This is a genomic window from Mycobacterium sp. IEC1808 (genome assembly GCF_002101935.1).
Taxonomy (GTDB): domain Bacteria; phylum Actinomycetota; class Actinomycetes; order Mycobacteriales; family Mycobacteriaceae; genus Mycobacterium.
The window spans coordinates 97,182-119,664 of record NZ_LQPV01000067.1 but is presented as its reverse complement, the minus strand read 5'-3'; the positions used below and the strand labels follow the sequence as shown (position 1 = coordinate 119,664).

Sequence of the window (22,483 nt, the reverse complement as noted above, 5' to 3'; positions counted from 1 at the left end):
GGATCCGACCCGATCCACCAGTCTCGGGCCCGTTGGTAGAGAACAGTGATGCGCTACCCCTTCGTCGGCCGGACACCCCATGGTTACCCGAAAGGCGCCGGGCGGCCCAGGCTAGTGTTCGACGTCGTGAGGGCGCCTACGCGGGCAACGCTGGCCGACGGCCGGGACCTCCTGTTCTTCGCGCTGCCCGGCCACCGCCCGGCGCCGGTCGAAGACCGCAGGCCGTTGCCGCCGCGGGCCCCGGACCAGTCGCAACTGCGATTCGACCGCTCGACCGGGCAGTGGGTGATCGTCGCCGCGCTGCGCCAGGACCGCACCTACAAGCCCCCCGCCGACCAGTGCCCGCTGTGCCCGGGACCGAGCGGCCTGACCAGCGAGGTGCCCGCCCCCGACTATGACGTCGTGGTTTTCGAAAACCGGTTCCCTAGCCTGTCGGGCGGCGGGCAGCCCGTCGGTGCGCCCGCCAGTGACGGCTTCGTCTGCGCCCCGGGCCACGGCCGCTGCGAGGTGATCTGCTTTTCCAGCGACCACGGCGGGTCGTTTGCGGGGTTGGAACCGGCGCACGCCCGGCTGGTGATCGAGGCGTGGCGGCACCGCACCGCGGACCTGATGGCCACACCGGGCATCGAGCAGGTGTTCTGTTTCGAAAATCGCGGCGAGGAAATCGGGGTGACGCTGACCCACCCCCACGGCCAGATCTACGGCTACCCCTTCCCGACGCCGCGAACCGCCGCCATGCTGGCACAGGCGCGCGAGCACCGAATGCGCCACGGCTCCAACCTCTTTGCCGACCTGCTGGCGCGCGAGGTGGCCGACGGCTCGCGCATCGTCGCGCGCAGTGAGCTGTTCACGGCGTTCGTGCCGTTCGCGGCGCGCTGGCCGGTCGAGGTGCACCTGTACCCGAACCGGTTCGTGCACAACCTCGTCGAGCTCCGCGAGGACGAGCTCGATGCGTTCGCGCACATCTACCTCGACGTGCTCGGGCGGTTCGACCGGATGTATACGACCCCGCTGCCCTACATCTCGGCGCTGCACCAGTTTGCCGCCACCGACGCCCAGGACGACGGCTACTTCCACGTCGAGCTGATGTCGATCCGGCGCAGCGCGACCAAGCTCAAGTACCTGGCGGCCTCCGAGTCGGCGATGGACGCGTTCATCAGCGACGTCACGCCCGAGGCCGTCGCCGCGCGGCTGCGGGAGCTCGGATGACGGTCCGCTACGCCGCCCCCGGGCGGATCAACCTGATCGGCGAGCACACTGACTACAACCTCGGCTTCGCGCTGCCGATCGCGCTTCCGCAGCGCACCGTGGTGACCTTCGCGCCCGACCGCACCGACGGAATCACCGTGCACAGCCAGCGCGCGCAGGGCGCGGTGCGATTTCCGCTCGACACCTTTCCCGGCCAGGTGACCGACTGGGCCGCCTACGTCGCCGGGGTGGTGTGGGCGCTGCGTCAGACCGGCCAGCCGATACCCGGCGGCACGATGTGGATCACCAGCGACGTGGAGATGGGATCGGGCCTGTCCTCCTCGGCTGCGCTGGAATGCGCAGTCCTGGGCGCGATCGCGGCGGCCGCCGGCATGCGCATCGACGAAAAGGAGCAGGCGCGGCTGGCCCAGCGCGCGGAGAACGACTATGTCGGTGCCCCAACCGGTTTGCTCGACCAGCTGGCCTCACTTTTCGGGCAGCCGTCGACGGCATTGCTGATCGACTTTCACGACCTCAGCCTCACACCGGTGGCCTTCGACCCCGAAGCGTCCGGGGTCGCGCTGCTGCTGATCGACTCCAGGGCCCGGCACAGCCACGCCGGCGGCGAATACGCCGCCCGCCGCAAGTCCTGCGAGCGCGCGGCGGCCGACTTGCGGGCGTCGTCGTTGCGCGAAGTCTGGGATCGCGGACGCGCGGAGTTGAGCGCAGTCGGCAACCCGATCGATGCCCGCCGCGCGCGCCACGTCCTCACCGAGAACGGCAGGGTGTTGGATTTCGTTGCGGCATTGGGTGATTCGGATTATGTCGAAGCCGGCCACATCTTGACCTCGTCGCACGTCTCCATGCGCGACGACTTCCAGATCACCACCGAACACATCGATCTGATCGCCGATACCGCGGTGGGTGCCGGCTCGCTCGGTGCCCGGATGACCGGCGGCGGATTCGGCGGCTGCGTGATCGCGCTGGTGCCGGAGCGCCGCGCGGACGCGGTCGCCGATTCGGTGCGGCGGACGGCGCTCGCCGCGGGTCACCCGCGGCCGATCATCACCCGGACCCGCGCGGGTGCGGGCGCGGGGCTGGAGGGGGAGTCGTGACGCAGCCGCTTGCATCGGCCGACCACGACGGCATCCGAGTGCTGACCCTCAACCGGCCCGACGCGCGTAACGCATTGAGCCGCAACCTCGTTGAGTCGCTGTTCGACGCGCTGTGCGCCGCCGACGACGACGAGCGCGTGGCCGTCGTCGTGCTAACGGGTGCCGACCCCGCCTTCTGCGCGGGGGTCGATCTCAAGGAGGCGGCGGCCAGGGGCCGGGACTACTTCGCGGTGTACGAATCACACAACTGCATCACCCGCGTCGGCGAGATGCGCACGCCCGTCATCGGCGCCGTCAACGGCCCGGCGTTTACCGGCGGCCTCGAAATCGCGCTCGGTTGCGACTTTCTGATCGCCTCCGAGCGCGCCATCTTCGGCGACACCCACGCGCACGTGGGCATCCTGCCGGGCGGGGGCATGACCGCTCGGCTGCCGCAACTCGTCGGCGCGGCGATGGCGCGGCGCATGTCGATGACAGGGGAAATCGTCGACGCCCGGCGGGCCGAACAAATCGGGCTGGTCACCGAGGTCGTCGCCCACGCCGACCTGTTGCCCCGCGCGCTCGAGCTGGCCGCCCAGATTGCGGCCGTGCCGACGATCACCATGCGGGGGCTCAAGGAGATCTATCGGCGGGGATCGGCGGCGGTCGTCGAACCTGCACTCGCCGCCGAACAGAGCATCGCCGGCGCGCAGGCCCCCGCGGCAGATCTCGACCGGGCCTACCGCAGAGTGGCCGAGCGCAACCGCCGACAGCGGTGACGCTAGCCGTTGCGACGGCCATAGCTGTAACGTAACGGCTATGGCCAGGGGTGAGTGCTCGATGTGCGGGACCGGTTTCTCCGGTCGGTCCGACGCGGTCTACTGCTCTTCTGCGTGCCGGCAGAAGGCTCACCGGGCGCGCACGGCCCGCCGCACCGCGGTGCTGCGCGCAAGCCTGAGGCGAAGTTTCGTGCCGACGCGGGCCGACACGGAGGCCAGCCGATTGCTGCGGGTTTCGGTCGCAACCTCCGTGCAACGGGCGCGGGAGCAGGTCGATCGATCCCGCGAACTCTGTCGCGCCTCGGAGCGTCGTCTGCGGGAAAGTGACGCCCTCTTGCGGGAGGGCATGCCATGCCCTGGGAATTAGACGGCCAAGCGGCGGCCGTCGAACAGGCGCTGGCGGGCGGTACACCGCAGTGCGCGGGCTGGTTCCGCTTCTATTTCGAAGACCGACGCTGGGAATGGTCCGAACAGGTGCAGCGCATGCACGGCTATGAACCCGGAACGGTGACTCCGACCACCGAGCTGGTGTTGTCACACAAGCACCCTGAGGATCGTCACCAAGTGGCCGCGACCATCGACGACATGGTCAAGAACCGTCAGCCGTTCAGCGCGCGGCACCGCATCGTCGACACCCGCGGCGCGGTGCACCATGTGGTCGTGGTGGGCGATCAATTCTGCGACGACGCCGGCGAGGTGATCGGCACCCACGGCTTCTACATTGACGTCACGCCGGCGCCCACCAGAAAATCCGAGGACGCCATCACGGCGAAAGTCGCCGCGATCGCCGAGCGTCGCGGCGTGATCGACCAAGCCAAGGGCATGCTGATGATGGTCTACGGCGTCGACGAGGACGCCGCTTTCAATCTGCTCAAATCGCTTTCCCAGGCGCGCAATATGAAGCTATGGCCGCTGGCGCGGCAGATCGCCGAGGACTTCGCCGCGCTGGGCAAGGAGGCCATCACCTCGCACTCGCGATTCGACCAGCAGCTGCTCACCGCCCACCTGCGCGCGGCTAGCCGGCCGGAGTGAAGCGGACCGCCCCCAGGTGCATCCGGTCGACGGCTTCGGCGAACTCTTCGCGGGTCGGGATGCGCTCATCGCGGAACTTCAGTCCGATCATTCGCTGCGCGCGCTGCACGCCGTAGGACTCGGCGCAGCGGTGGAATAGGTCCGAGACGATGGTGCGGTCGCGGATAAGCTCGCCGCGCATGGCCGTCGTCTTGCCGTCGTAGACAACGTTGGCGGCCGCGCCGCCGCGGAAGTTCTGCTTCCACGGGGCGCCGGTCAACGCATACAACTCATGGTCGATTACATGGGCGCTCACGGGAATTGTGAACTCCCGCCCCGTCTTTCGCCCCGTGAAGCTCAACACCATCAGCTGCTTGCGTGCCGGTCCGGCAAGCGGGGTGCGGAGCAGGAACCCGAGCACGGGGTTGACGAGACGCAGTAGCGCCGACGGGGGGTGCGCGGCGTCTATCGCGTGCGACTGTTCTGGCATGCCAACACCGTAAGGCCAATCGGGCGCCGCGGCGTAGGGAGTTCACCGCCGCGGCGGCCCGAAAGGCGGCCGACGATCAGGGGGTGATGGTCGTCTGGTCGTCGATGATGTTGGCGGCGTCCATCAACGGCGCCTCGTCGGCCTGCAGCGCGTCGGCGTTGAGCTGCAGGACGTAAACCGCGCCCTGGCTGGGGATGACCACCGTCTTCTGTGCGACGGCCCGCGTCTTGCCGTCCCTCTGGTAGGAGCCCTTGAGCTGCCAGGCCTGAAAACCCCCGAGCGTGGATGCCACGCCGTTGCCGGTGCCCTGATAGCCGGGAAGTCCGAGTAGCTCGTTGGGGGCGTACTGGATGATCTTCGCCGTGTCGACGTCACCGGTCAGTTTCGAGTAGAGCGCCGAGATGGTGGGCGGATCGGACGGATTGGACGGCTGCGCCAAAACGATGCCGCCGTACGACGTGCCGGCGTTCTGGTTGATCTGCCAGCCCGCGGGCACCGGCAGGTCGACGTTGGGCCCGGGATCCCCGTGGTGCACCGGGGTCTCGGTGATGTGGGCGTCGCGAATGTAGTCGGCGATCGTCGGGCCGCCCTGCGCGCTCGGCGTCGCCGAGGTTTTCGAGGTGGTCGTTGAAGTCGACGTTGACGTCGAAGTGGATGTCGACGTCGACGGCGATGATTTGTTGCTAGAGCCGCACGCCACAAGCGCCAGACTCAGCGCCACGGTAATGGTTGCTGCGGTCAAGTGTTTCATAAGCAAACCTCCCGGAGATGGGGCCGGTACCAGCGCCAGCCACGCGGAATGAGACTAGCCGACGAAGGTGGCAAACGTTGCTAGTGAATTTCTCCGAACTCCCGGCATCGCCGAAATAACCCGCGAAGCGGCGGTCATGCAGTAAGAGAACAGCTATGCGGTCACGCGCCCGTTATCGGGCCCTCATCGCGTTGGTCGCGGCGGGCGCCGTGTTCCTGACGTTCGTCGCGGCGGCCCCGCCCATCGCCTACGACGGCGAACCCCCGCTCGTGACCGATCCCGTCGACCACGTCGACACCCTGATCGGCACCGGGACGGGCGGTGAGACCGTGGGGGAGATCAACAACTTTCCCGGCGCCTCCGCGCCGTTCGGAATGGTGCAGTATTCGCCGGACACCGTCGGCAACTACGCCGGCTACAACTACGACAACTCGCGCTCCACCGGGTTCAGCATGACGCACGCCTCGGTAGGATGCGCCGCGTTCGGTGACATCTCGATGCTGCCGACCACCACACCGATCGGCGCGCAGCCGTGGAACGCGTGGGAACGGATCGCCCACGACGACACCGAGCAGGGCCAGCCCGGGTATTACACGGTTCGGTTCCCCGGCACCGGCGTGACCGCCGAACTCACCGCCACCACCCGCACCGGCGTCGGCCGGTTCCGCTACCCGCGCAACGGCCGGCCCGCCTTGTTCCACGTGCGTTCCGGTGCGTCGCTGGCGGGCAACTCGCGCGCCGCCATCCAGATCGGCGAGGACAACACCACGATCACCGGGTGGGCGACCAGCGGCGGGTTCTGCGGCAAGAGGAACACCTACACGGTGTACTTCGCGATGAAGTTCAGCCGGCCGTTCATCTCCTACGGCGCCTGGGACGGCTATTCGGTGGTCGCCGGCGCCCGCACCGCGGCGTCGCCCTACAGCGGGGGCTACGTGGAGTTCCCGCCCGGCTCGGCGATCGAGGTGCGGACCGCGATCTCCTACGTCGGCATCGACGGCGCGCGCGCGAACCTCGCGGCCGAGGGCGGGGCCGGCTTCGACCAGGTGCGAGCGGCCGCGGCTTCCGAATGGAATGCCACGCTGTCGTGTATCGCGGTGGCCGGACGCAACATTGGCAACCTGGACACCTTCTACACCTCCCTGTACCACTCGCTGCTGCACCCCAACACTTTCAACGACGCCGACGGGCGCTACATCGGCTTCGACGGCCTCATTCACACCGTGGAAAAGGGGCGCACCCAGTACGCCAACTTCTCCGACTGGGACACCTACCGGGGCCTGGCCGCCCTGCAGGGGCTGCTCTTCCCGAAGCAGGCCAGCGACATGGCCCAGTCGCTGGTCAACGACGCCGTGCAGAGCGGTTCGTTTCCCCGGTGGGCGCTGGCGAATGCGGCAACCGGCGAGATGACCGGGGACAGCGTGGTCCCGCTCATCGTTAACCTATACGCCTTCGGCGCCAAGGACTTCGACGTCCACACGGCATTGCGCTACATGGTGCGCGCGGCGACCGAGGGCGGCATCGGGTTGGACGGCTACGTGGAGCGGCCGGGCATCGCCACCTATCTGCGGTTGGGTTACCTACCGGACACGGCGGGGTTCGGCGCGGGCGCTTCGATCACGCTCGAATGGTCCGTCGATGACTTCGCCATCTCCCGCTTCGCCGAATCGCTCGGCGACGCGGCGACGGCCGCCGAATTCCAGTACCGGGCGCAGTACTGGCAGAACCTGTTCAATCCCAGCACCCGGTACATCTCGCCCCGCAACGCGATGGGATTCTTCCCCCCGGGCCCGGGATTCGTAGAGTCCGGTTCGGGTTTCGGCCAGGAGGGGTTCGACGAGGGCAACGCCGAGCAGTACGTCTGGTGGGTGCCGCACAACGTCGCGGGCCTGGTGACCGCTCTCGGCGGCCGAAGCACCGTCGCCGGCCGGCTCGACCGGCTCACCGAAGAGCTGAACGTGGGTCCCAAGGAGCCGTATCTGTGGGCCGGCAACGAACCGGGCTTCGGGGTGCCCTGGCTGTACAACTACGTCGGCCAGCCCTGGAAGACTCAGCTCACGGTCGACCGGGTCCGCGGACTGTTCGGCCCGACGCCCGACGGCGCACCCGGCAACGACGACCTCGGCGCGCTCGCCAGCTGGTACGTCTGGGCCGCGCTCGGCCTGTACCCGAGCACCCCGGGGACGCCGATCCTCACCGTTGCCACGCCGCTGTTCGACCGCGCCGTAATCGCCCTTCCGCAAGGCGGTTTCATCCGGATCTCCGCCCCCGGCGCGTCCGGACCGCACCGCCTGAAATACATCGGCGGCCTGTCCGTCGACGGGGAGGCCACCGACCGCACATGGATCCCGGAGCGCGTCGTCCGCGACGGGGGAGAGCTGAAGTTTTCACTGGCCGCCTATCCGAACAAGGCGTGGGGCACCGCCGAGTCCTCCGCGCCGCCGTCGTTCGGTGCGGGAAGCTCGGCGGTGACCGTCAACGTCTCGCGACCCATCGTCGTGATCGCGCCCGGGCATACCGGCACCGTCAAGGTTGACCTGCAACGGATGGTCGACGGCGCCGACCGCTACCGCATCACCGGCACGTCCTCCGACGCGGGGGTCACGGTGGCGCCCTCGTCCGGTCAATTCGGCGCCGACGGATTGGCCACCGCGGACGTTCAGATCGCGGTGGCGCAGTCGGTGCCCGACCAGTACTACGCGGTGTTCCTCAGCACCGCGGCCGGCGAAACCGTAAGGGGATCAGTCGTTTCCGTGCTAGTTCGCAGCAGTCCCGACGAGCCCTGACTCCGGTCAGATCATTTCGTTCTCGGTCAGCCACCGCATCACCGGCCACCCGGCGAACACGGGCAGCCAGCAGGTCAGCACGCGATAGAGCAGGACCGACGGCACGCCGACGGCGGCGGGGATGCCGAACGCGGCCAGGCCACCGATCAGGGCGGCCTCGACGGCGCCGACACCGCCGGGTGTCGGGGCGGCCGAGGCCAGCGTTCCGCCGACCATCGTCACCACCGTGCAGGTGACGAACGAGGCGCCGCCGCCGAACGCTTGGACGCTGGTCCAAAGCGCCAGCGCCGCACCGAGAGTCGTCCCGGCGCACCCGAGCACGATCAACCCCAGCCGCTTCGGCTCCCGGGCAACCTCCACGAGGTCGCCGGCCACCTCCTTAACCCTCGGACGCAAGTCGGTCGCCAGCCACCGCCGCAGCCGCGGCACCAACAGAAAGGTGCCGACGATGCCCAGCGCGACACCCGCGATCAGGTACAGCACCGTGGCGCTCGGGACGTAGTGCCCAAGGTCCATCGACGCGCCCGCGACAGTGCTGAACAGGATCAGCAACACCAGGTGCATGATCACCTGCACCGCTTGCTGCATCGCCACCGCGGTAGTGGCCCGGACCGCGGACAGCCCGCCGCCCTTCTGCAAATACCGCGTGCTGAGGGCGAGGCCGCCGACCCCGGCCGGTGTCGTGGTCGCGGCAAAAGTATTGGCCACCTGGGCTATTGACAGCTTCCAGAAGACCACCGATTCGTCGGCGCTCGCCCACAAGGCGGCCGCCGCGCCCACGTATGTCAGCGCCGATATCACCAGGCCCAGCAGTGCCCACCACCAGTTCGCCCTACTCACCTGCGAAATGAACGTCGGCACGGTGCTGATGAACGGGTACGCGACGTAGACCAGCGCGACCAGCAGCACCAGCTGAATGACCTGCCTGCGGGTGAACCGGGTGATCGTTTCGGTCTTGATCTGGTCCGCGCCGGTTTGACGCTTCACCTCGGCGCGGGCACCGGAGATGACGGCGCCGGCATCGACGATCGATCGCCGGATCTGTTTGGGCATCGCCGTTTTGGTGAGCCGGCGCGAAGCGGCGAGCACGGTGTCCTTGCCGAACGCGTCGATCGCCGCGCCCACCGCGGACTCCGCGTCGTACAGCGCCGACGTCGTCACCAACAGTTGTGCGATGTCGGACTGGAGTTGGGTCTCGGTGGCCCCGTACTCGGCGTTGCCGAACCCGCCGAAGAGGACCGTGCCGTCGTCGACGGTGATCGTGGTCGCTCGCAGGTCGCCATGGGAGATCTGGTGGTCGTTGAGTGTGCGCAGCGATTCCCACGAGCGCTCGACCGGGGTCGTCATGGCGCAGTGGTCGAGCATCGTTCCCCGAATGGGCTTGTGGGAGTACAACATCCACCCCCGGTCGAGGGGGGCCACGGCGATTGCCGACGTGTTCGCCAGGCCCAGGTCGCCGACGGCGATGGCCATCAGCGCGCGATGCTCGACGGCGCGCCGCATCGACGCGACCAGGGGCGCGGTCTCCCTGGCCCGCAGCCGCAGCTTGCGCCACAGCTGAACCAACGCGCCGCCGCTGCGCTGGTGCGGGCCGTACAACTCGATCAACGCCTCGTCGCGGGCCGAATCGGAATCCATGCAGACTGCCGACAACACAAGTGGCCCCGGTCCGGCGGGCCGGACCACCCGAAGCTCGGAGACCACGCATCCGCGTTTGGCCAGCGCGCGCACCGTGGCCTCCAGGGGCACCTCGAGCGCGGGGGTGCCGACGACCAGCACCACCAGCGCGCCGACGAACCAGCCGACCGCGAGCCCGAGCAACGAGCGCGCCGGGACGATGGCGCTGATGAACAGGTGGATCGGCACGAAGGCCAGCAGCAGCGTCCACCACCAATGCCGCCAGCGCGCGGGCAGCCAGGGACCCGAGACGGTCAGGACGGCCGCGAGCATCGCGATCCACCGCGGGTCGTCGAGGATCTGGGCCAGCGCGGTTTGGGGCCGGTCCGTGAGGTCGAAATGCCAGCGGGGCGCCGAGATGCCGGTGCCGCTTATCGAGAGCGGGAGTACCGCGAGGAGAGCCGCGGCCGCGTAGGCGCCGAGCATTTTCCATTGCCGCGCGGCGATCAAACCAATCATGATCGCGAACGGCAGAGCCAGGATCGCGATGCCGTATACGAGGTACACGAGATCGGATTGGGTTGGCGTCAGCACCCCGACGATCTCCGAGATGGACTTCTCCAGCGCCACCCACTGCGGACGGGTGATCAGCGAGCCGGCGATCACGATCGCGAAGAACACCACGGTCGCGGCGAGCCGAAGGATGTCGTTGGTTCGCCGGGTGATCGGTTGCAGCAGGTTGCCCGAAACGCTGATTTCGCGCCCGTCAACCCGCATGTCGAGACCTTAACCGGATACCTGGGCGCCAGTGCGGATGAACCTCGCGGACAGCTTGCTCACATGAGACGCGCGTAGGGTCGGCGAAGGTATATAGGTAGTTGAGCTAGTCGAATTGGGGGACACGAGGGTGACCAGAACCGACAACGACACCTGGGAGATCACCGAGAGCGTCGGCGCCACGGCGCTGGGCGTCGCGGCGGCCCGCGCGGCGGAAACCGAGAGCGACAACCCGCTGATCAGCGACCCGTTCGCGCGGGTCTTCCTGGACGCCGCCGGCGACGGCATGTGGAACTGGTTCGCGGCGCCCGACCTGCCCGCCGAGATCGCCGAGGCCGAACCGGACCTGGTGCCCCGGATGAAGCGAATGGTCGACTACATGGCCGCCCGGACGGCGTTTTTCGATCAGTTCTTCCTCGACGCGGCCCGCGCGGGTGTGTCGCAGGTGGTGATCCTCGCCGCCGGCCTGGATTCGCGGGCGTGGCGGCTGCCCTGGCCCGATGGCGTCACGGTGTACGAGCTCGATCAGCCCGGGGTGCTGGAGTTCAAGTCCTCGACGCTGCGCGAGCACGGCGCCGAGCCCACGTGCAACCTGGTGCACGTCCCGATCGACCTGCGCCACGACTGGCCGGCCGCGTTGCGGCAGGCGGGGTTTGACTCGTCGGTGCCGAGCGCATGGTCGGCCGAGGGGCTGCTGCCGTTCTTGCCGGCGGCGGCCGAGGAGCTGCTCTTCGAGCGCGTCCACGCGCTGGGCGCCGCCGGCAGCCGGATCGCTGTGGAAGCGCATGGTCCGGACTTCCTCGACGAGGCCGCGCACGCGAAGCAACGCGAGACGATGCAGCGGATCCGCGACCTGATGGCCAGGCTGGAGCCCGAGCGCGAAATCCCCGACGTCCAGGACCTGTGGTACTTCGAGGAGCGCGAGGACGTGGGGAACTGGCTGCGCCGGCACGGCTGGGACGTCACGGTCACGCCGGCTGAGGAGCTGATGGCCCGCTACGACCGTCGGCCCCCGCAGGATGTCGAAGACGCCGCCCCGAAGACGCTTTTCGTGGCCGCCGAGCGCAGCGAGAGGGAGTGAGCGTGGCAAGGACCGACAACGACAGCTGGGAGATCACCGAAAGCGTGGGGGCGACGGCGTTGGGCGTGGCCTCGGCGCGCGCTGTGGAAACCGAGAGCGAGAACCCGTTGATCAGCGATCCGTTCGCGCGGGTTTTCCTCGACGCCGCCGGCGACGGGCTGTGGAACTGGTATTCCGCCTCCCAGCTGCCCGCCGAGGTCCTTCAGGCCGAACCGAGTCTGCAGTTGCAGATGAAGGCGATGGTCGGCTACATGGCTTGCCGCACGGCGTTTTTCGACCAGTTCTTCGTCGACGCGAGCGAGGCGGGCATCCGCCAGGCGGTTATCCTGGCGGCGGGTTTGGACTCGCGCGCGTGGCGGCTGCCCTGGCCAGACGGCGTCACGGTGTACGAGCTCGACCAGCCGCGGGTGCTGGAGTTCAAATCGTCGACGTTGGACGAGCACGGGGCGCAGCCCGCCTGCAACCGCATCGCGGTTCCGGTGGACCTGCGCCAGGATTGGCCGACGGCGTTGCGGCGGGCCGGTTTTGATGACTCGGCGCCCAGCGCCTGGTCGGCCGAGGGCCTGATGCCCTATCTGCCCGCCGCGGCCCAGGACCTGCTCTTCGAACGCGTCGACGCGCTCGCCGCCGACGGCAGCCGGGTCGCCGTGGAAGCGCTGGGGCCGAAGTTCCTCGACCCCGAGTTCCGCGCGAATCGTCGCGCGCGCATGGAGCGCATCCGCGCCCTGGTGACCAAACTGGACCCGCAGCGCGAGATCCCCAACAACGAGGAGTTGTTCTATTTCGAGGAGCGCGAAGAGGTCGGCGACTGGTTTTCTCGCCACGGCTGGGCCGTGACGGTGACGCCGGCCGACGAGCTGATGACCGGGTACGGCCGCAAAGCCCCCACCGAGGTCGCCGACCAGGTTCCGGGGAATCTGTTCGTGACCGCGCGGCGATAAAATCAGCCGCACGGTTTCCGGGCCCCGGCGATCGTTGCCAGCAAAGGGGAACTCGAGCGGATGGATCGCCCCAACAAGGGGATCAGCCGGCGCGGTGTGCTTTTCGCGATCGCGGGCGCAATCCCACTCACCGCGGCGACACAGCCGTCGCAGGCGGCGGTTACGGAGAAGTCGTCCCCCGGCCCGGTGGGGCTCGGGGAGCGGGCGGAGCTGGCGGAGCGGGCGGTCGTCCAGCGGCACGTGCACACGCTGTGGGGGCAGCCGCGGACGCAACTGGGCACGCTGCACTGGCCGGCGTCGCTGTTCGACCAATTGTTGTTGGCGCGCTGGTGTTACTGGTGGCAGGCCCACCTGCTGGACTGCGCGGTGGATGCCGCCTACCGCGCTCGCACCCCCGAACGCATCGACCGGATCGGCGCCATCGCGCGCGGCATTCACACCCGCAATCTCACCGGCTGGACCAACGGGTACTGCGACGACATGGCGTGGCTGGTGCTGGCGCTCGAACGCGCCGACAGGCTGCTCGGCGTCCGGTTCGACGATGCCGTTCCGAAGCTGCGGGCCGCCCTGCTCGACGGCTGGAATCCGGCCGTCGCCGCGGTGCCCTGGAAGCTCGGCCACGATTACTACAGCACCTCCTCGATCGGTCCGGCCGGCATCGCGATGGCGCGCCTGGGCAAGCTGTCCCACGCCGAACGACTCGCCGAATTCCTGAACAACCGGCTGCGCGACACCGAGAGCAGCCTCGTCTTCGACGGCGTGCACGAACCCAGCGGGCTGGTGAACCACTCCCTGCGGACCTACTGCCAGGGCGTCGCCATCGGGCTGGAGACCGAATTAGCGCTGCGCACAAGGGATTCGAGCCATCGTGACCGCGCGGCGGCGCTCGTCGCCGCTACCGCTGACAGGCTCGCCGACGCGGGCGTGATCGCCGGGGCCGCCGGAAACGACTCCGGGCTGTTCATGGGCATCCTCGCGAGGTATCTCGCCCAGACCGCGCTGGCGCTGGGCGACACCACCGCGGCGCGGCTCGTGCACGCCTCCGCGCGGGCGGCCTGGGACAACCGCGCCGAGGTGGACGGGCTGCCGCTGTTCGGTGCGGATTGGGCCCGACCGGTCGCCGCGCCGTCGTTGCTGGCGCCGTCGTCGCCGAATCAGAGCCGCGATCTCTCGATCCAGCTGAGCGGGTGGATGCTCCTCGAGGCGGACTACCAGCTCACCTGCGCCGGGCACTGAGCCCGCCGCGCACGGCGTTGTAATCGCGACACACTGGTCTGACCACTTGACGTCTGACCTCCGACCAATCACACTTCCACCCATGGCGCTGCAGCCAGTGATCCGCCGATCGGTGCCGGAAGAGGTGTTCGAGCAGATCGCCACCGACGTGCTCAGCGGCGAGATGCAGCCGGGCGAGGCGTTGCCCAGCGAGCGCCGGTTGGCCGAGGTTTTCGGGGTATCGCGGCCGGCCGTGCGCGAAGCGCTCAAGCGGCTTTCGGCCGCCAGCCTGGTCGAGGTGCGCCAGGGCGGCGTCACGACCGTGCGGGATTTCCGCCGGCACGCCGGCCTTGACCTGCTGCCCCGCTTGCTTTTTCGCAGCGGTGAGCTCGACCTCGCAGTCTTCCACAGCCTGCTGGAAGCCCGGCTGCGCATCGGTCCGAAGGTCGCGGAGCTGGCGGCCGAACAACGCGGACCCGAATTGACCGGATCGCTCGAGGACGCGTTGGGGGTCCTCGAGCGCGAGCAGGACCCGGTCGAGTGGCAACGCGGCACCCTCGCATTCTGGGATCATGTGGTCGACGGCGCCGGCTCGATCGTTTTCCGGTTGATGTACAACGCCTTTCGTGCCGCGTACGAACCGGCGCTTGATGCCCTGGCCGACGCCATGACAACCGACGTCAAGCGCCCCGACGCCTACCGGAAACTGGCCGACGCGATCCGCGCCGGCGATCCCGCCGCGGCGAAGAAGGCCGCCCAGGACCTACTCGAACTCGCCAACACCTCGATGACGGCCGCCCTCGACCGCCGGCGGAAACGTCGATGAGCACCCACACCGTGATCGCCGCCTACCTGCGGGGCCAGGTTCAGCCCGGCATCGACGCCATCGGCGGCTTCTTCCGCACCTGCGTGCTGACCGGAAAGGCCCTGTTCCGCCGGCCCTTTCAATGGCGCGAGACGATCGAGCAGGGCTGGTTCATCACCAGCGTCTCGCTGCTGCCCACCCTGGCGGTCGCGATCCCGCTGACCGTGCTCATCATCTTCACGCTCAACATCCTGCTGGCGGAGTTCGGCGCCGCCGACATCTCCGGCGCGGGGGCGGCGCTGGGTGCGGTCACCCAGTTGGGGCCGCTGACCACCGTGCTGGTGATCGCCGGCGCCGGGTCCACCGCGATCTGCGCCGACCTGGGGGCCCGCACCATCCGCGAGGAGATCGACGCGATGGAGGTGCTCGGCATCGACCCGATCCACCGGCTGGTGGTGCCCCGCGTCGTCGCCGCGACCATCGTCGCCACCCTGCTCAACGGGGCGGTGATCACCATCGGCCTGGTCGGCGGATTCATTTTCGGCGTTTACATCCAACACATTTCGGCCGGCGCCTACGTCGGCACCCTGACCCTGATCACCGGCCTGCCCGAGGTGGTGATCTCCGTGGTCAAGTCGGCCACGTTCGGAACCATCGCCGGCCTGGTCGGCTGCTATCGCGGCCTGACCACGAAGGGCGGTCCCAAGGGCGTCGGAACCGCGGTCAACGAGACGCTGGTGTTGTGCGTGATCGCCCTGTTCGCGGTGAACGTGGTGCTGACCACGATCGGCGTTCGGTTCGGGACGGGGCGCTGACGTGTCGAGTGCAGCCGTGTTCCGGTCCCGCTACCCACGGACCGCCGCCAACCTTAACCGCTATGGCGGCGGCGCAACCCGAAGGCTTTGGCAGATCGGGATTTTCGCGAGGTTCACCCGGATCAGCGTCGGGGAGATCGGGTGGGCGTTGCGCCATTATCGACGGGAGACGTTGCGGCTGATCGCCGAGATAGGCATGGGCACCGGAGCGATGGCCGTCGTCGGCGGCACCGTCGCGATCGTCGGCTTCGTCACCCTATCCGGCGGTTCGCTGATCGCCATCCAGGGCTTCGCGTCGCTGGGCAACATCGGCGTCGAGGCGTTCACCGGATTCTTTGCCGCACTGGCGAACACCCGTATCGCCGCGCCCATCGTCGCCGGGGTCACGCTGGCCGCCACGGTCGGCGCCGGCGCCACCGCCCAGCTGGGCGCGATGCGGATCAGCGAGGAGATCGACGCACTGGAAGTCATGGGCATCAAATCGATCTCGTTTCTGGTCTCCACCCGGATCCTGGGCGGGCTGGCGGTGATCGTGCCGCTCTACGCGTTGGCGCTCGACATGGCGTTCACCTCGGGCCAGGTCGTCACGACGGTGTTCTACGGACAGTCGAACGGCACCTACGAGCACTACTTCCGCACCTTCCTGCGGCCCGAGGACGTCGGCTGGTCGGTTCTCGAGGTCGTCATCATCGCGGTGGTCGTGATGATCACCCACTGCTACTACGGCTACACCGCCAGCGGCGGCCCGGTGGGCGTCGGCCAGGCGGTGGGCCGCTCGATGCGATTCTCACTGGTCTCGGTCGTGGTAGTCGTCCTGTTGGCCCAGTTGGCGCTCTATGGCGTCGACCCCAACTTCAATCTCACGGTGTAACGGCCATGACGACGCCGGCGACGCGAAAGAACCGACGCGCGTGGGTGTACGTCGAGAGTGTGATCCTGCTGTTGGCCTGCGGGCTGGTTCTCGCGCTGGTGTACATGCAGTTTCGCGGCGACTTCACGCCCAAGACCCAGCTGACGATGGTGGCCGCACGGGCCGGGCTGGTGATGGAGCAGGGATCGAAGGTCACCTTCAACGGCGTGGAAATCGGCCGGGTGTCGCACATCTCCGAGATCGCACGCGACGGGCGGCCCGCGGCCAAGCTGGTGTTGGACGTGAATCCCCGCTACCTCAACCTGATTCCGGCCAACGTCGTAGCCAACATCGAGGCGGCCACCCTGTTCGGCAACAAGTACGTGTCCCTGACCTCGCCGGAGGACCCGGCGCCGCGGCGCATCTCGCCGCACGACGTGATCGACGTGCGCTCGGTGACAACCGAATTCAACACGCTGTTCGAGACGGTCACCTCGATATCCGAGAAGGTGGATCCGATCGAACTGAACGCGACGCTGTCCGCGCTGGCGCAGGCACTCGATGGCCTCGGGGTCAAGTTCGGCCAGTCGATCGTCAACGGGAACGAGATTCTCGCGCAACTCAATCCGCGGATGCCGCAGATCCGCTACGACGTGCGGCGGCTGGCGGACCTGGCCGACGTGTACACCGGCGCTTCGCCCGACCTGTGGGACTTCCTGCGCAACGCGGTGACCATCGCGCGCACGCTGACCAGGCAGCAGGGCGACCTGGACGCCGCGCTGTTGGCCGCGGTGGGCGTGGGCCGCACCGGCGAGGAGATCTTCGCCAAGGGCGGCCCGTACCTGGCGCGCGGCGCCGCCGACCTGGTGCCGACCGCCGAACTGCTCGACACCTACAGCCCCGAAATGTTCTGCACGATCCGCAATTTCCACGACGCCGCGCCCGAGGTCGCCAAAGCGGCCGGCGGCAACGGCTATTCGCTGTCGGCCGCCGGATCGCTCATCGGGGCACCGAACCCCTACGTGTATCCGGACAATCTGCCGCGGGTGAACGCCCGCGGCGGGCCCGGGGGCCGGCCGGGCTGCTGGCAGAAGATCACCCGGGAGTTGTGGCCGGCCCCGTACCTGGTGATGGACACCGGCGCCAGCCTGGTGCCGTACAACCACCTAGAGCTCGGCCAGCCGCTGGCGACCGAGTACGTCTGGGGCCGCCAATACGGGGAGAACACGATCAACCCATGAGAACCACCGGCACCGCGGTCAAACTCGGCATCTTCTGGTTGGTGCTGGCGATGTTCACCGTGATGATCATCATCGTCTTCGGGCAGGTGCGGTTCGGCCACACCACCGGGTACTCCGCGGTGTTCAGCGACGCGAGCGGGCTGCGGCCCGGGCAGTTCGTCCGCGCGTCGGGGGTCGAGGTCGGCAAGGTCTCCAAGGTGACGCTGATCGACGGCGACGCGCGAGTGTTGGTGCAGTTCAACGTGGATCGCTCGCTGCCGCTGGATCGGGCCACCACCGCGTCGATCCGCTACCTCAACCTGATCGGCGACCGCTACCTGGAGCTCAAACACGGCGAGAGCGGACAGCGGCTGCCGCCGGGGGGCATGATCCCGCTCGAGCACACCCAGCCGGCGTTGGATCTCGACGCGCTGATCGGCGGGTTCCGCCCGCTCTTCAAGGCGTTGGACCCGAACAAGGTCAACAGCATCGCCCAGTCCATCATCACCGTGTTCCAGGGGCAGGGTGCCACCATCAACGACATCCTCGATCAGACCGCCGCGCTGACCGCGGCGCTGGCCGACCGCGACAAGGCGATCGGCGAGGTCATCACCAACCTCAACACCGTGCTCGCCACCACCGTCAAGCATCAGAAGGACTTCGACCGAACGGTGGACAACCTGGACCTGTTGATCACCGGGCTGAAGAACCGGGCCGATCCGCTGGCCGCGGCGGCGGCGCACATCAGCGACGCCGCCGGAACCCTGGCCGACCTGCTGGGTGAGGACCGGCCACTGCTGCACGGCACCCTCGAGCGCCTCGAGGGCATTGCCCAGCCGCTCATCAACGACCTGCCCACCCTTGACGGCGTACTGGCCAAGCTGCCGAACGCGTTCCGCGTCATCGGCCGTGCGGGCGGCATCTACGGCGACTTCTACAACTTCTACCTGTGCGATATCTCGATCAAGGTCAACGGATTACAGCCTGGCGGTCCGGTGCGCACCATCAAACTCTTCGGGCAGCCCACCGGGAGGTGCACGCCGCAATGAGGACGCTGACGGAGTTCAACCGCACGCGCGTCGGCCTGATGGGCGCGCTGGTCACGCTGCTCGCCGTCGGTGTCGGCCAGAGCTTCACCAGCGTGCCGATGCTGTTCGCCACGCCCACCTACTACGCGCAATTCGCCGACACCGGCGGCATCAGCGCCGGCGACAAGGTCGAGATCGCGGGCGTCAACGTCGGCCTGGTGCGCTCGCTGGCGATCCACGGCGACCGGGTCCTGATCGGCTTCTCGATGCCCGGCCGGACGATCGGGAAGCAGAGCCGCGCCGCGATCCGCACGGACACCCTGCTCGGCCGCAAGAACATGGCGATCGAAAACCGCGGTGCGGATGCGTTGCGGCCCAACGACGTTATCCCGTCGGGGCAGACGACCACGCCCTACCAGATCTACGACGCGTTCGTCGACGTCACCAAGGCCGCGACCGATTGGGACATCGACGCGGTGAAACGGTCGCTGAACGTGCTGTCCGAGACGTTCGATCAGACCGCGCCGCACCTGAGTGCCGCCCTCGACAGTGTCGCCAAGTTCTCCGACACCGTCGGCGGGCGGGACGAGCAGATCAAGCAGCTGTTGGCCAACGCCGACAAGCTCACCCGGGTGCTCGGCGACCGCAGCCAGCAGGTCGACGGGTTGCTGGTCAACGCCAAGACCCTGCTGGGTGCGTTCCGGCAGCGCAGCCAGGCGCTGAGCATCCTGCTGAGCAACGTGTCGGCCGTGTCGACGCAGGTGTCCGCCCTGATCAACGAAAACCCGAACGCCCATCGCGTGCTGGAGCAGTTGGGCACCGTCAGCGACGAATTGGTGAAGCGCAAAACGGAATTGGCCGACGTGCTGGTGCTGCTCAGCCGATACACCGCATCCCTGACCGAGGCCGTCGCCTCCGGTCCGTACTTCAAGGCGATCGTGGCGAATCTGCTGCCCTACCAGATCCTTCAACCGTGGGTGGATGCCGCGTTCAAGAAGCGGGGCATCGACCCGGAGAACTTCTGGCGCGGCGCCGGGCTGCCGGAGTTCCGCTGGCCCGACCCCAACGGCGGGCGGTTCTCCAACGGTGCACCGCCGCCGGCGCCGCCGGTGCTGGAGGGCACGCCGGATCATCCGCAACCGGCCGTCCCGCCGGGATCGCCGTGCTCGTACACCCCGGCCGCCGACAGCCCGCCGCGGCCGGCAAACCCGTTGCCGTGCGCGCTTTCCGATCAAGGGCCGTTCGGTCCGGTCACCGGCGGTTTCCCGGCGCCGCTGGACGTTCAGACGTCACCGCCGAACCCCGACGGCCCAGCGCCCGCGCCCAACGTCCCGAGCGCGGGCCGGCCGGGGGAGGCGCCGCCGGTCGTTCCCGGCACCCCGGCGCCGCTTCCGGCGCACACACCACCCGGGGCGCGTACGGAAGGGACAGGGACCCGATGAGCACCATCTTCGACATCCGCAACCTGCGACTGCCGAAAGTGTCCGGCCGGGTGTTGGTCGTCGCGGCACTGGCGGCGGTTTTCGTCGTCACCGCGGCCGTCGCCGGCGCGCAGCTGTACCGCCGGCTGACCAACACGACCGTCGTCGCGTACTTCCCCGAGACCCTCGCGCTGTACCCGGGCGACAAAGTTCAGATCATGGGTGTGCGGGTCGGTGCGATCGACAGAATCGAACCGGACGGCGACAAGATGCGAGTCACGTTGCACTACAGCAACGAATACACGCTGCCCGCCACGGCCACCGCGTCGATTCTCAACCCCAGCCTGGTCGCCTCGCGCACCATTCAGCTGTCACCGCCCTACACCGGCGGACCGGCGCTACGCGACGGCGACGTGATCCCGATCGAGCGCACCCGGGTGCCCGTCGAGTGGGACCAGCTGCGCGATTCCATCAACGGCATCCTGCGCCAGCTCGGCCCGACGCCCCAGCAACCGCGGGGTCCGTTCGGCGACATCATCGAATCGGCCGCGGACAACCTGGCCGGAAAAGGCAAGCAGCTCAACGAAACCCTGAACAGCTTGTCGCGGGCGCTGACCGCGCTCAACGAGGGCCGCGGCGACTTCGTCGCGATCACCCGAAGCCTGGCGCAGTTCGTCACCGCGCTATACCAGAACGACCAACAGTTCGTCGCGCTCAACGACGACCTGGCCGAGTTCACCGGCTGGTTCACCAAGTCCGACCACGACGTGGCCGACGCGATCACGCACCTCGACGACGTGCTCACGGCCGCCCGAAAGTTCGTGAACGACAACAGGTCCGCGCTGGCCCACGACGTCGGCAACCTCGCGGACGCGACCACCACCCTCCTGCAACCCGAGGCCCGGGACGGCCTGGAGGCCGCGTTGCACGTGCTGCCCACCTTCGCCGGCAACTTCAACAACCTGTACCACCCCGCGCACAGCTCGCTGGTGGGCTTGTTCGAGTTCACCAACTTCGCCAACCCGATTCAGTTCATCTGCAGTACAATTCAGGCCGGCAGCCGGCTGGGCTACCAGGACTCGGCCGAGCTGTGCGCGCAGTATCTGGCGCCGGTTCTGGACGCCATCAAGTTCAACTACCTGCCGGTCGGCCTCAACCCGTTCAACTCGGCGGCCACCCTGCCCAAGGAGGTGGCGTACTCCGAGGAGCGGCTGCATCCGCCGCCGGGATACAAGGACACCACCGTCCCGGGGATCTTCTCGCGCGATACCCCGTTTTCGCACGGCAACCACGAACCGGGCTGGGTCGTCGCGCCCGGGATGCAGGGCACGCGGGTTCAGCCGTTCACCGCCGACATGCTGACCCCCGACTCGCTGGCCGAGCTGATGGGCGGTCCCGACGCCGGGCCCCCGCCGCCCGGAACCAATCTGCCCGGGCCCCCGAACGCCTACGACGAGTCGGAGCCGGGCCGGTGAACGGGCTTCGCCGCGGGCTGGTCCTGCTGCTCGCCTTGCTGCTGGTGCCTGTCGTGCTGACGTCGTGCACCTGGCAGGGCATCGCCAACGTGCCGCTGCCGGTCGGGCGCGGCACCGGGGCCAACCGGATGACGATCTACGTGCAAATGCCGGATACGCTGGCGCTCAACACCAACAGCCGGGTGCGGGTCGCCGACGTGTGGGTCGGAACGGTGCGCGCCATCGCGCTGAAGAACTGGATCGCCACCCTGACGCTCGACCTCGATCCGGGCGTGCGGCTGCCGGCGAACGCGACCGCCAAGATCGGCCAGACGAGCCTGCTGGGCACCCAGCACGTCGAGCTGGCCGCGCCGAAAAACCCGTCGGCGCAACCGTTGCAGAGCGGCGACACCATCTTCCTGAAGAACTCCTCGGCCTACCCCACCGTCGAACGAACCCTGGCGAGCGTCGCGGTGATCCTCAACGGCGGCGGCCTGGCGAACCTCGACGCGATCCAGACCGAGGTGGTCAACATCCTCGACGGTCACGCCGGCCAGGTCCGCGAATTGCTCACGCGGCTGGACACATTCGTCGCCGAGCTGAACCGCCAACGCGACGACCTCGTCCGCGCCATCGATTCGACGAACCAGTTGCTGACCATCGTCGCGAACCGCGACGACACCCTGGACCGGGTGCTCACCGAAATCCCGCCCTTGATCCAGCATTTCGCCGACACCCGCAATCTGTTCGCCGACGCCACCGAATCCCTGGGGCGGTTCAGCGACGTCGCCAACCGGGCGCTGGCCGATGCCCGGCCCAACCTGAACCGGAGCCTGCAATCGTTGCAGCGGCCGCTGCGCCAGCTCGGCCTGGCTTCGCCGTACGTGGTCGGGGCGCTGAAATTGGGCCTCACGGCGCCGTTCAACATCGACCACATCACCCAGGTGATCCGCGGTGACTACGTCAACCTGTCGCCGGTGCTCGACCTGACGCTGTCCAGCCTCGACAACGCGATGCTCAGCGGCACCGGATTCTCCGGGGCGTTGCGGGCACTCGAGCAGGCGTGGGGCCGGGACCCGAACACCATGATCCCGGACGTCCGCTACACGCCCAACCCCAACGACGCCCCGGGCGGGCCGCTGGTGGAAAGGGGCGAATGA

General features: G+C 68.4%; 19 protein-coding genes. 16 read left to right on the top strand and 3 right to left on the bottom strand.

Going from position 1 to position 22,483, the window contains the following annotated elements; translation table 11 throughout:
• The first annotated feature begins 114 nt into the window (after window positions 1-114).
• From galT to AWB92_RS26320, 4 genes are all read left to right on the top strand, one after another.
• Window positions 115-1,209, top strand: coding sequence for a galactose-1-phosphate uridylyltransferase (gene galT / locus AWB92_RS26335; RefSeq protein ID WP_241523585.1), 1,095 nt, complete (start codon window positions 115-117; stop codon window positions 1,207-1,209).
• Entirely contained in the window at window positions 1,206-2,303 is a 1,098-nt protein-coding gene (locus tag AWB92_RS26330) for a galactokinase (protein WP_085190883.1), read from the top strand. Before galT ends, AWB92_RS26330 begins: the two co-directional genes overlap by 4 nt.
• Window positions 2,300-3,061, top strand: coding sequence for an enoyl-CoA hydratase (locus AWB92_RS26325; protein WP_085190881.1), 762 nt, complete (start codon window positions 2,300-2,302; stop codon window positions 3,059-3,061). The genes AWB92_RS26330 and AWB92_RS26325 overlap by 4 nt, the downstream gene beginning before the upstream one ends.
• A gap of 351 nt (window positions 3,062-3,412) precedes the next feature.
• Window positions 3,413-4,093 (top strand): PAS and ANTAR domain-containing protein, encoded by a 681-nt coding sequence (locus AWB92_RS26320; protein WP_085190879.1) that lies wholly within the window; start codon window positions 3,413-3,415, stop codon window positions 4,091-4,093.
• Here the strand turns inward: AWB92_RS26320 and AWB92_RS26315 are convergent.
• Complete coding sequence (locus AWB92_RS26315) at window positions 4,077-4,562, bottom strand: hypothetical protein (protein ID WP_068177424.1); 486 nt, start codon at window positions 4,560-4,562, stop codon at window positions 4,077-4,079. The genes AWB92_RS26320 and AWB92_RS26315 overlap by 17 nt on opposite strands.
• A 76-nt stretch (window positions 4,563-4,638) precedes the next feature.
• Window positions 4,639-5,313 carry an LpqN/LpqT family lipoprotein gene (locus AWB92_RS26310; RefSeq protein WP_085190877.1) on the bottom strand — a complete coding sequence of 225 codons (675 nt, stop codon included), beginning with the start codon at window positions 5,311-5,313 and terminating at the stop codon, window positions 4,639-4,641.
• A 155-nt stretch (window positions 5,314-5,468) separates the two neighbouring features.
• Here AWB92_RS26310 and AWB92_RS26305 point away from each other — a divergent pair, with 155 nt between their 5' ends.
• Entirely contained in the window at window positions 5,469-8,099 is a 2,631-nt protein-coding gene (locus AWB92_RS26305) for a GH92 family glycosyl hydrolase (RefSeq protein ID WP_085190875.1), read from the top strand.
• 6 nt (window positions 8,100-8,105) lie between these two features.
• On the opposite strand, the gene AWB92_RS26300 is transcribed toward AWB92_RS26305, so the two are convergent.
• Entirely contained in the window at window positions 8,106-10,493 is a 2,388-nt protein-coding gene (locus AWB92_RS26300; protein WP_085190873.1) for a lysylphosphatidylglycerol synthase transmembrane domain-containing protein, read from the bottom strand.
• A gap of 130 nt (window positions 10,494-10,623) precedes the next feature.
• Between AWB92_RS26300 and AWB92_RS26295 the strand changes: the two genes are divergently transcribed.
• The 11 genes from AWB92_RS26295 (at window position 10,624) to AWB92_RS26245 (ending at window position 22,483) form a co-directional block, all read left to right on the top strand.
• Window positions 10,624-11,574 carry a class I SAM-dependent methyltransferase gene (locus AWB92_RS26295; RefSeq protein ID WP_085190871.1) on the top strand — a complete coding sequence of 317 codons (951 nt, stop codon included), beginning with the start codon at window positions 10,624-10,626 and terminating at the stop codon, window positions 11,572-11,574.
• A gap of 2 nt (window positions 11,575-11,576) precedes the next feature.
• On the top strand, window positions 11,577-12,515 hold the full coding sequence (locus tag AWB92_RS26290) for a class I SAM-dependent methyltransferase (RefSeq protein WP_085190869.1): 939 nt from the start codon (window positions 11,577-11,579) through the stop codon (window positions 12,513-12,515).
• A 60-nt stretch (window positions 12,516-12,575) separates the two neighbouring features.
• Window positions 12,576-13,751, top strand: coding sequence for a glycoside hydrolase family 76 protein (locus AWB92_RS26285; RefSeq protein ID WP_085190867.1), 1,176 nt, complete (start codon window positions 12,576-12,578; stop codon window positions 13,749-13,751).
• An 82-nt stretch (window positions 13,752-13,833) separates the two neighbouring features.
• Window positions 13,834-14,556: a FadR/GntR family transcriptional regulator gene (locus tag AWB92_RS26280; protein WP_085190865.1), complete on the top strand. Its 723-nt coding sequence runs from the start codon at window positions 13,834-13,836 to the stop codon at window positions 14,554-14,556.
• Window positions 14,553-15,350, top strand: a complete 798-nt coding sequence (locus AWB92_RS26275; RefSeq protein WP_068104685.1) for an ABC transporter permease — start codon at window positions 14,553-14,555, stop codon at window positions 15,348-15,350. Before AWB92_RS26280 ends, AWB92_RS26275 begins: the two co-directional genes overlap by 4 nt.
• Before the next feature lies 1 nt (window position 15,351).
• Window positions 15,352-16,221: an ABC transporter permease gene (locus AWB92_RS26270; RefSeq protein ID WP_085190864.1), complete on the top strand. Its 870-nt coding sequence runs from the start codon at window positions 15,352-15,354 to the stop codon at window positions 16,219-16,221.
• 5 nt (window positions 16,222-16,226) lie between these two features.
• Complete coding sequence (locus AWB92_RS26265; RefSeq protein ID WP_085190862.1) at window positions 16,227-17,441, top strand: MCE family protein; 1,215 nt, start codon at window positions 16,227-16,229, stop codon at window positions 17,439-17,441.
• A complete protein-coding gene (locus AWB92_RS26260) occupies window positions 17,438-18,469 on the top strand; it encodes an MlaD family protein (RefSeq protein ID WP_085190860.1) in 1,032 nt (343 codons plus the stop codon). Before AWB92_RS26265 ends, AWB92_RS26260 begins: the two co-directional genes overlap by 4 nt.
• Window positions 18,466-19,890 carry a virulence factor Mce family protein gene (locus tag AWB92_RS26255; protein ID WP_085190858.1) on the top strand — a complete coding sequence of 475 codons (1,425 nt, stop codon included), beginning with the start codon at window positions 18,466-18,468 and terminating at the stop codon, window positions 19,888-19,890. The genes AWB92_RS26260 and AWB92_RS26255 overlap by 4 nt, the downstream gene beginning before the upstream one ends.
• Entirely contained in the window at window positions 19,887-21,344 is a 1,458-nt protein-coding gene (locus tag AWB92_RS26250; protein ID WP_085190856.1) for a virulence factor Mce family protein, read from the top strand. Before AWB92_RS26255 ends, AWB92_RS26250 begins: the two co-directional genes overlap by 4 nt.
• The gene (locus tag AWB92_RS26245) at window positions 21,341-22,483 is read left to right on the top strand and encodes a virulence factor Mce family protein (RefSeq protein WP_085190854.1); all 1,143 of its coding nucleotides are present in this window, start codon (window positions 21,341-21,343) and stop codon (window positions 22,481-22,483) included. The genes AWB92_RS26250 and AWB92_RS26245 overlap by 4 nt, the downstream gene beginning before the upstream one ends.

Excerpts from the sequence above, each read along its gene's own strand:
- AWB92_RS26255 (WP_085190858.1), top strand. The coding sequence starts at position 18,466 with ATGAGGACGCTGACGGAGTTCAACCGCACGCGCGTCGGCCTGATGGGC.
- AWB92_RS26260 (WP_085190860.1), top strand. The coding sequence starts at position 17,438 with ATGAGAACCACCGGCACCGCGGTCAAACTCGGCATCTTCTGGTTGGTG.
- AWB92_RS26250 (WP_085190856.1), top strand. The coding sequence starts at position 19,887 with ATGAGCACCATCTTCGACATCCGCAACCTGCGACTGCCGAAAGTGTCC.
- AWB92_RS26320 (WP_085190879.1), top strand. The coding sequence starts at position 3,413 with ATGCCCTGGGAATTAGACGGCCAAGCGGCGGCCGTCGAACAGGCGCTG.
- AWB92_RS26280 (WP_085190865.1), top strand. The coding sequence starts at position 13,834 with ATGGCGCTGCAGCCAGTGATCCGCCGATCGGTGCCGGAAGAGGTGTTC.
- AWB92_RS26315 (WP_068177424.1), bottom strand. The coding sequence starts at position 4,562 with ATGCCAGAACAGTCGCACGCGATAGACGCCGCGCACCCCCCGTCGGCG.
- AWB92_RS26275 (WP_068104685.1), top strand. The coding sequence starts at position 14,553 with ATGAGCACCCACACCGTGATCGCCGCCTACCTGCGGGGCCAGGTTCAG.
- AWB92_RS26310 (WP_085190877.1), bottom strand. The coding sequence starts at position 5,313 with ATGAAACACTTGACCGCAGCAACCATTACCGTGGCGCTGAGTCTGGCG.
- AWB92_RS26305 (WP_085190875.1), top strand. The coding sequence starts at position 5,469 with ATGCGGTCACGCGCCCGTTATCGGGCCCTCATCGCGTTGGTCGCGGCG.
- AWB92_RS26300 (WP_085190873.1), bottom strand. The coding sequence starts at position 10,493 with ATGCGGGTTGACGGGCGCGAAATCAGCGTTTCGGGCAACCTGCTGCAA.
- AWB92_RS26330 (WP_085190883.1), top strand. The coding sequence starts at position 1,206 with ATGACGGTCCGCTACGCCGCCCCCGGGCGGATCAACCTGATCGGCGAG.
- AWB92_RS26265 (WP_085190862.1), top strand. The coding sequence starts at position 16,227 with ATGACGACGCCGGCGACGCGAAAGAACCGACGCGCGTGGGTGTACGTC.
- AWB92_RS26285 (WP_085190867.1), top strand. The coding sequence starts at position 12,576 with ATGGATCGCCCCAACAAGGGGATCAGCCGGCGCGGTGTGCTTTTCGCG.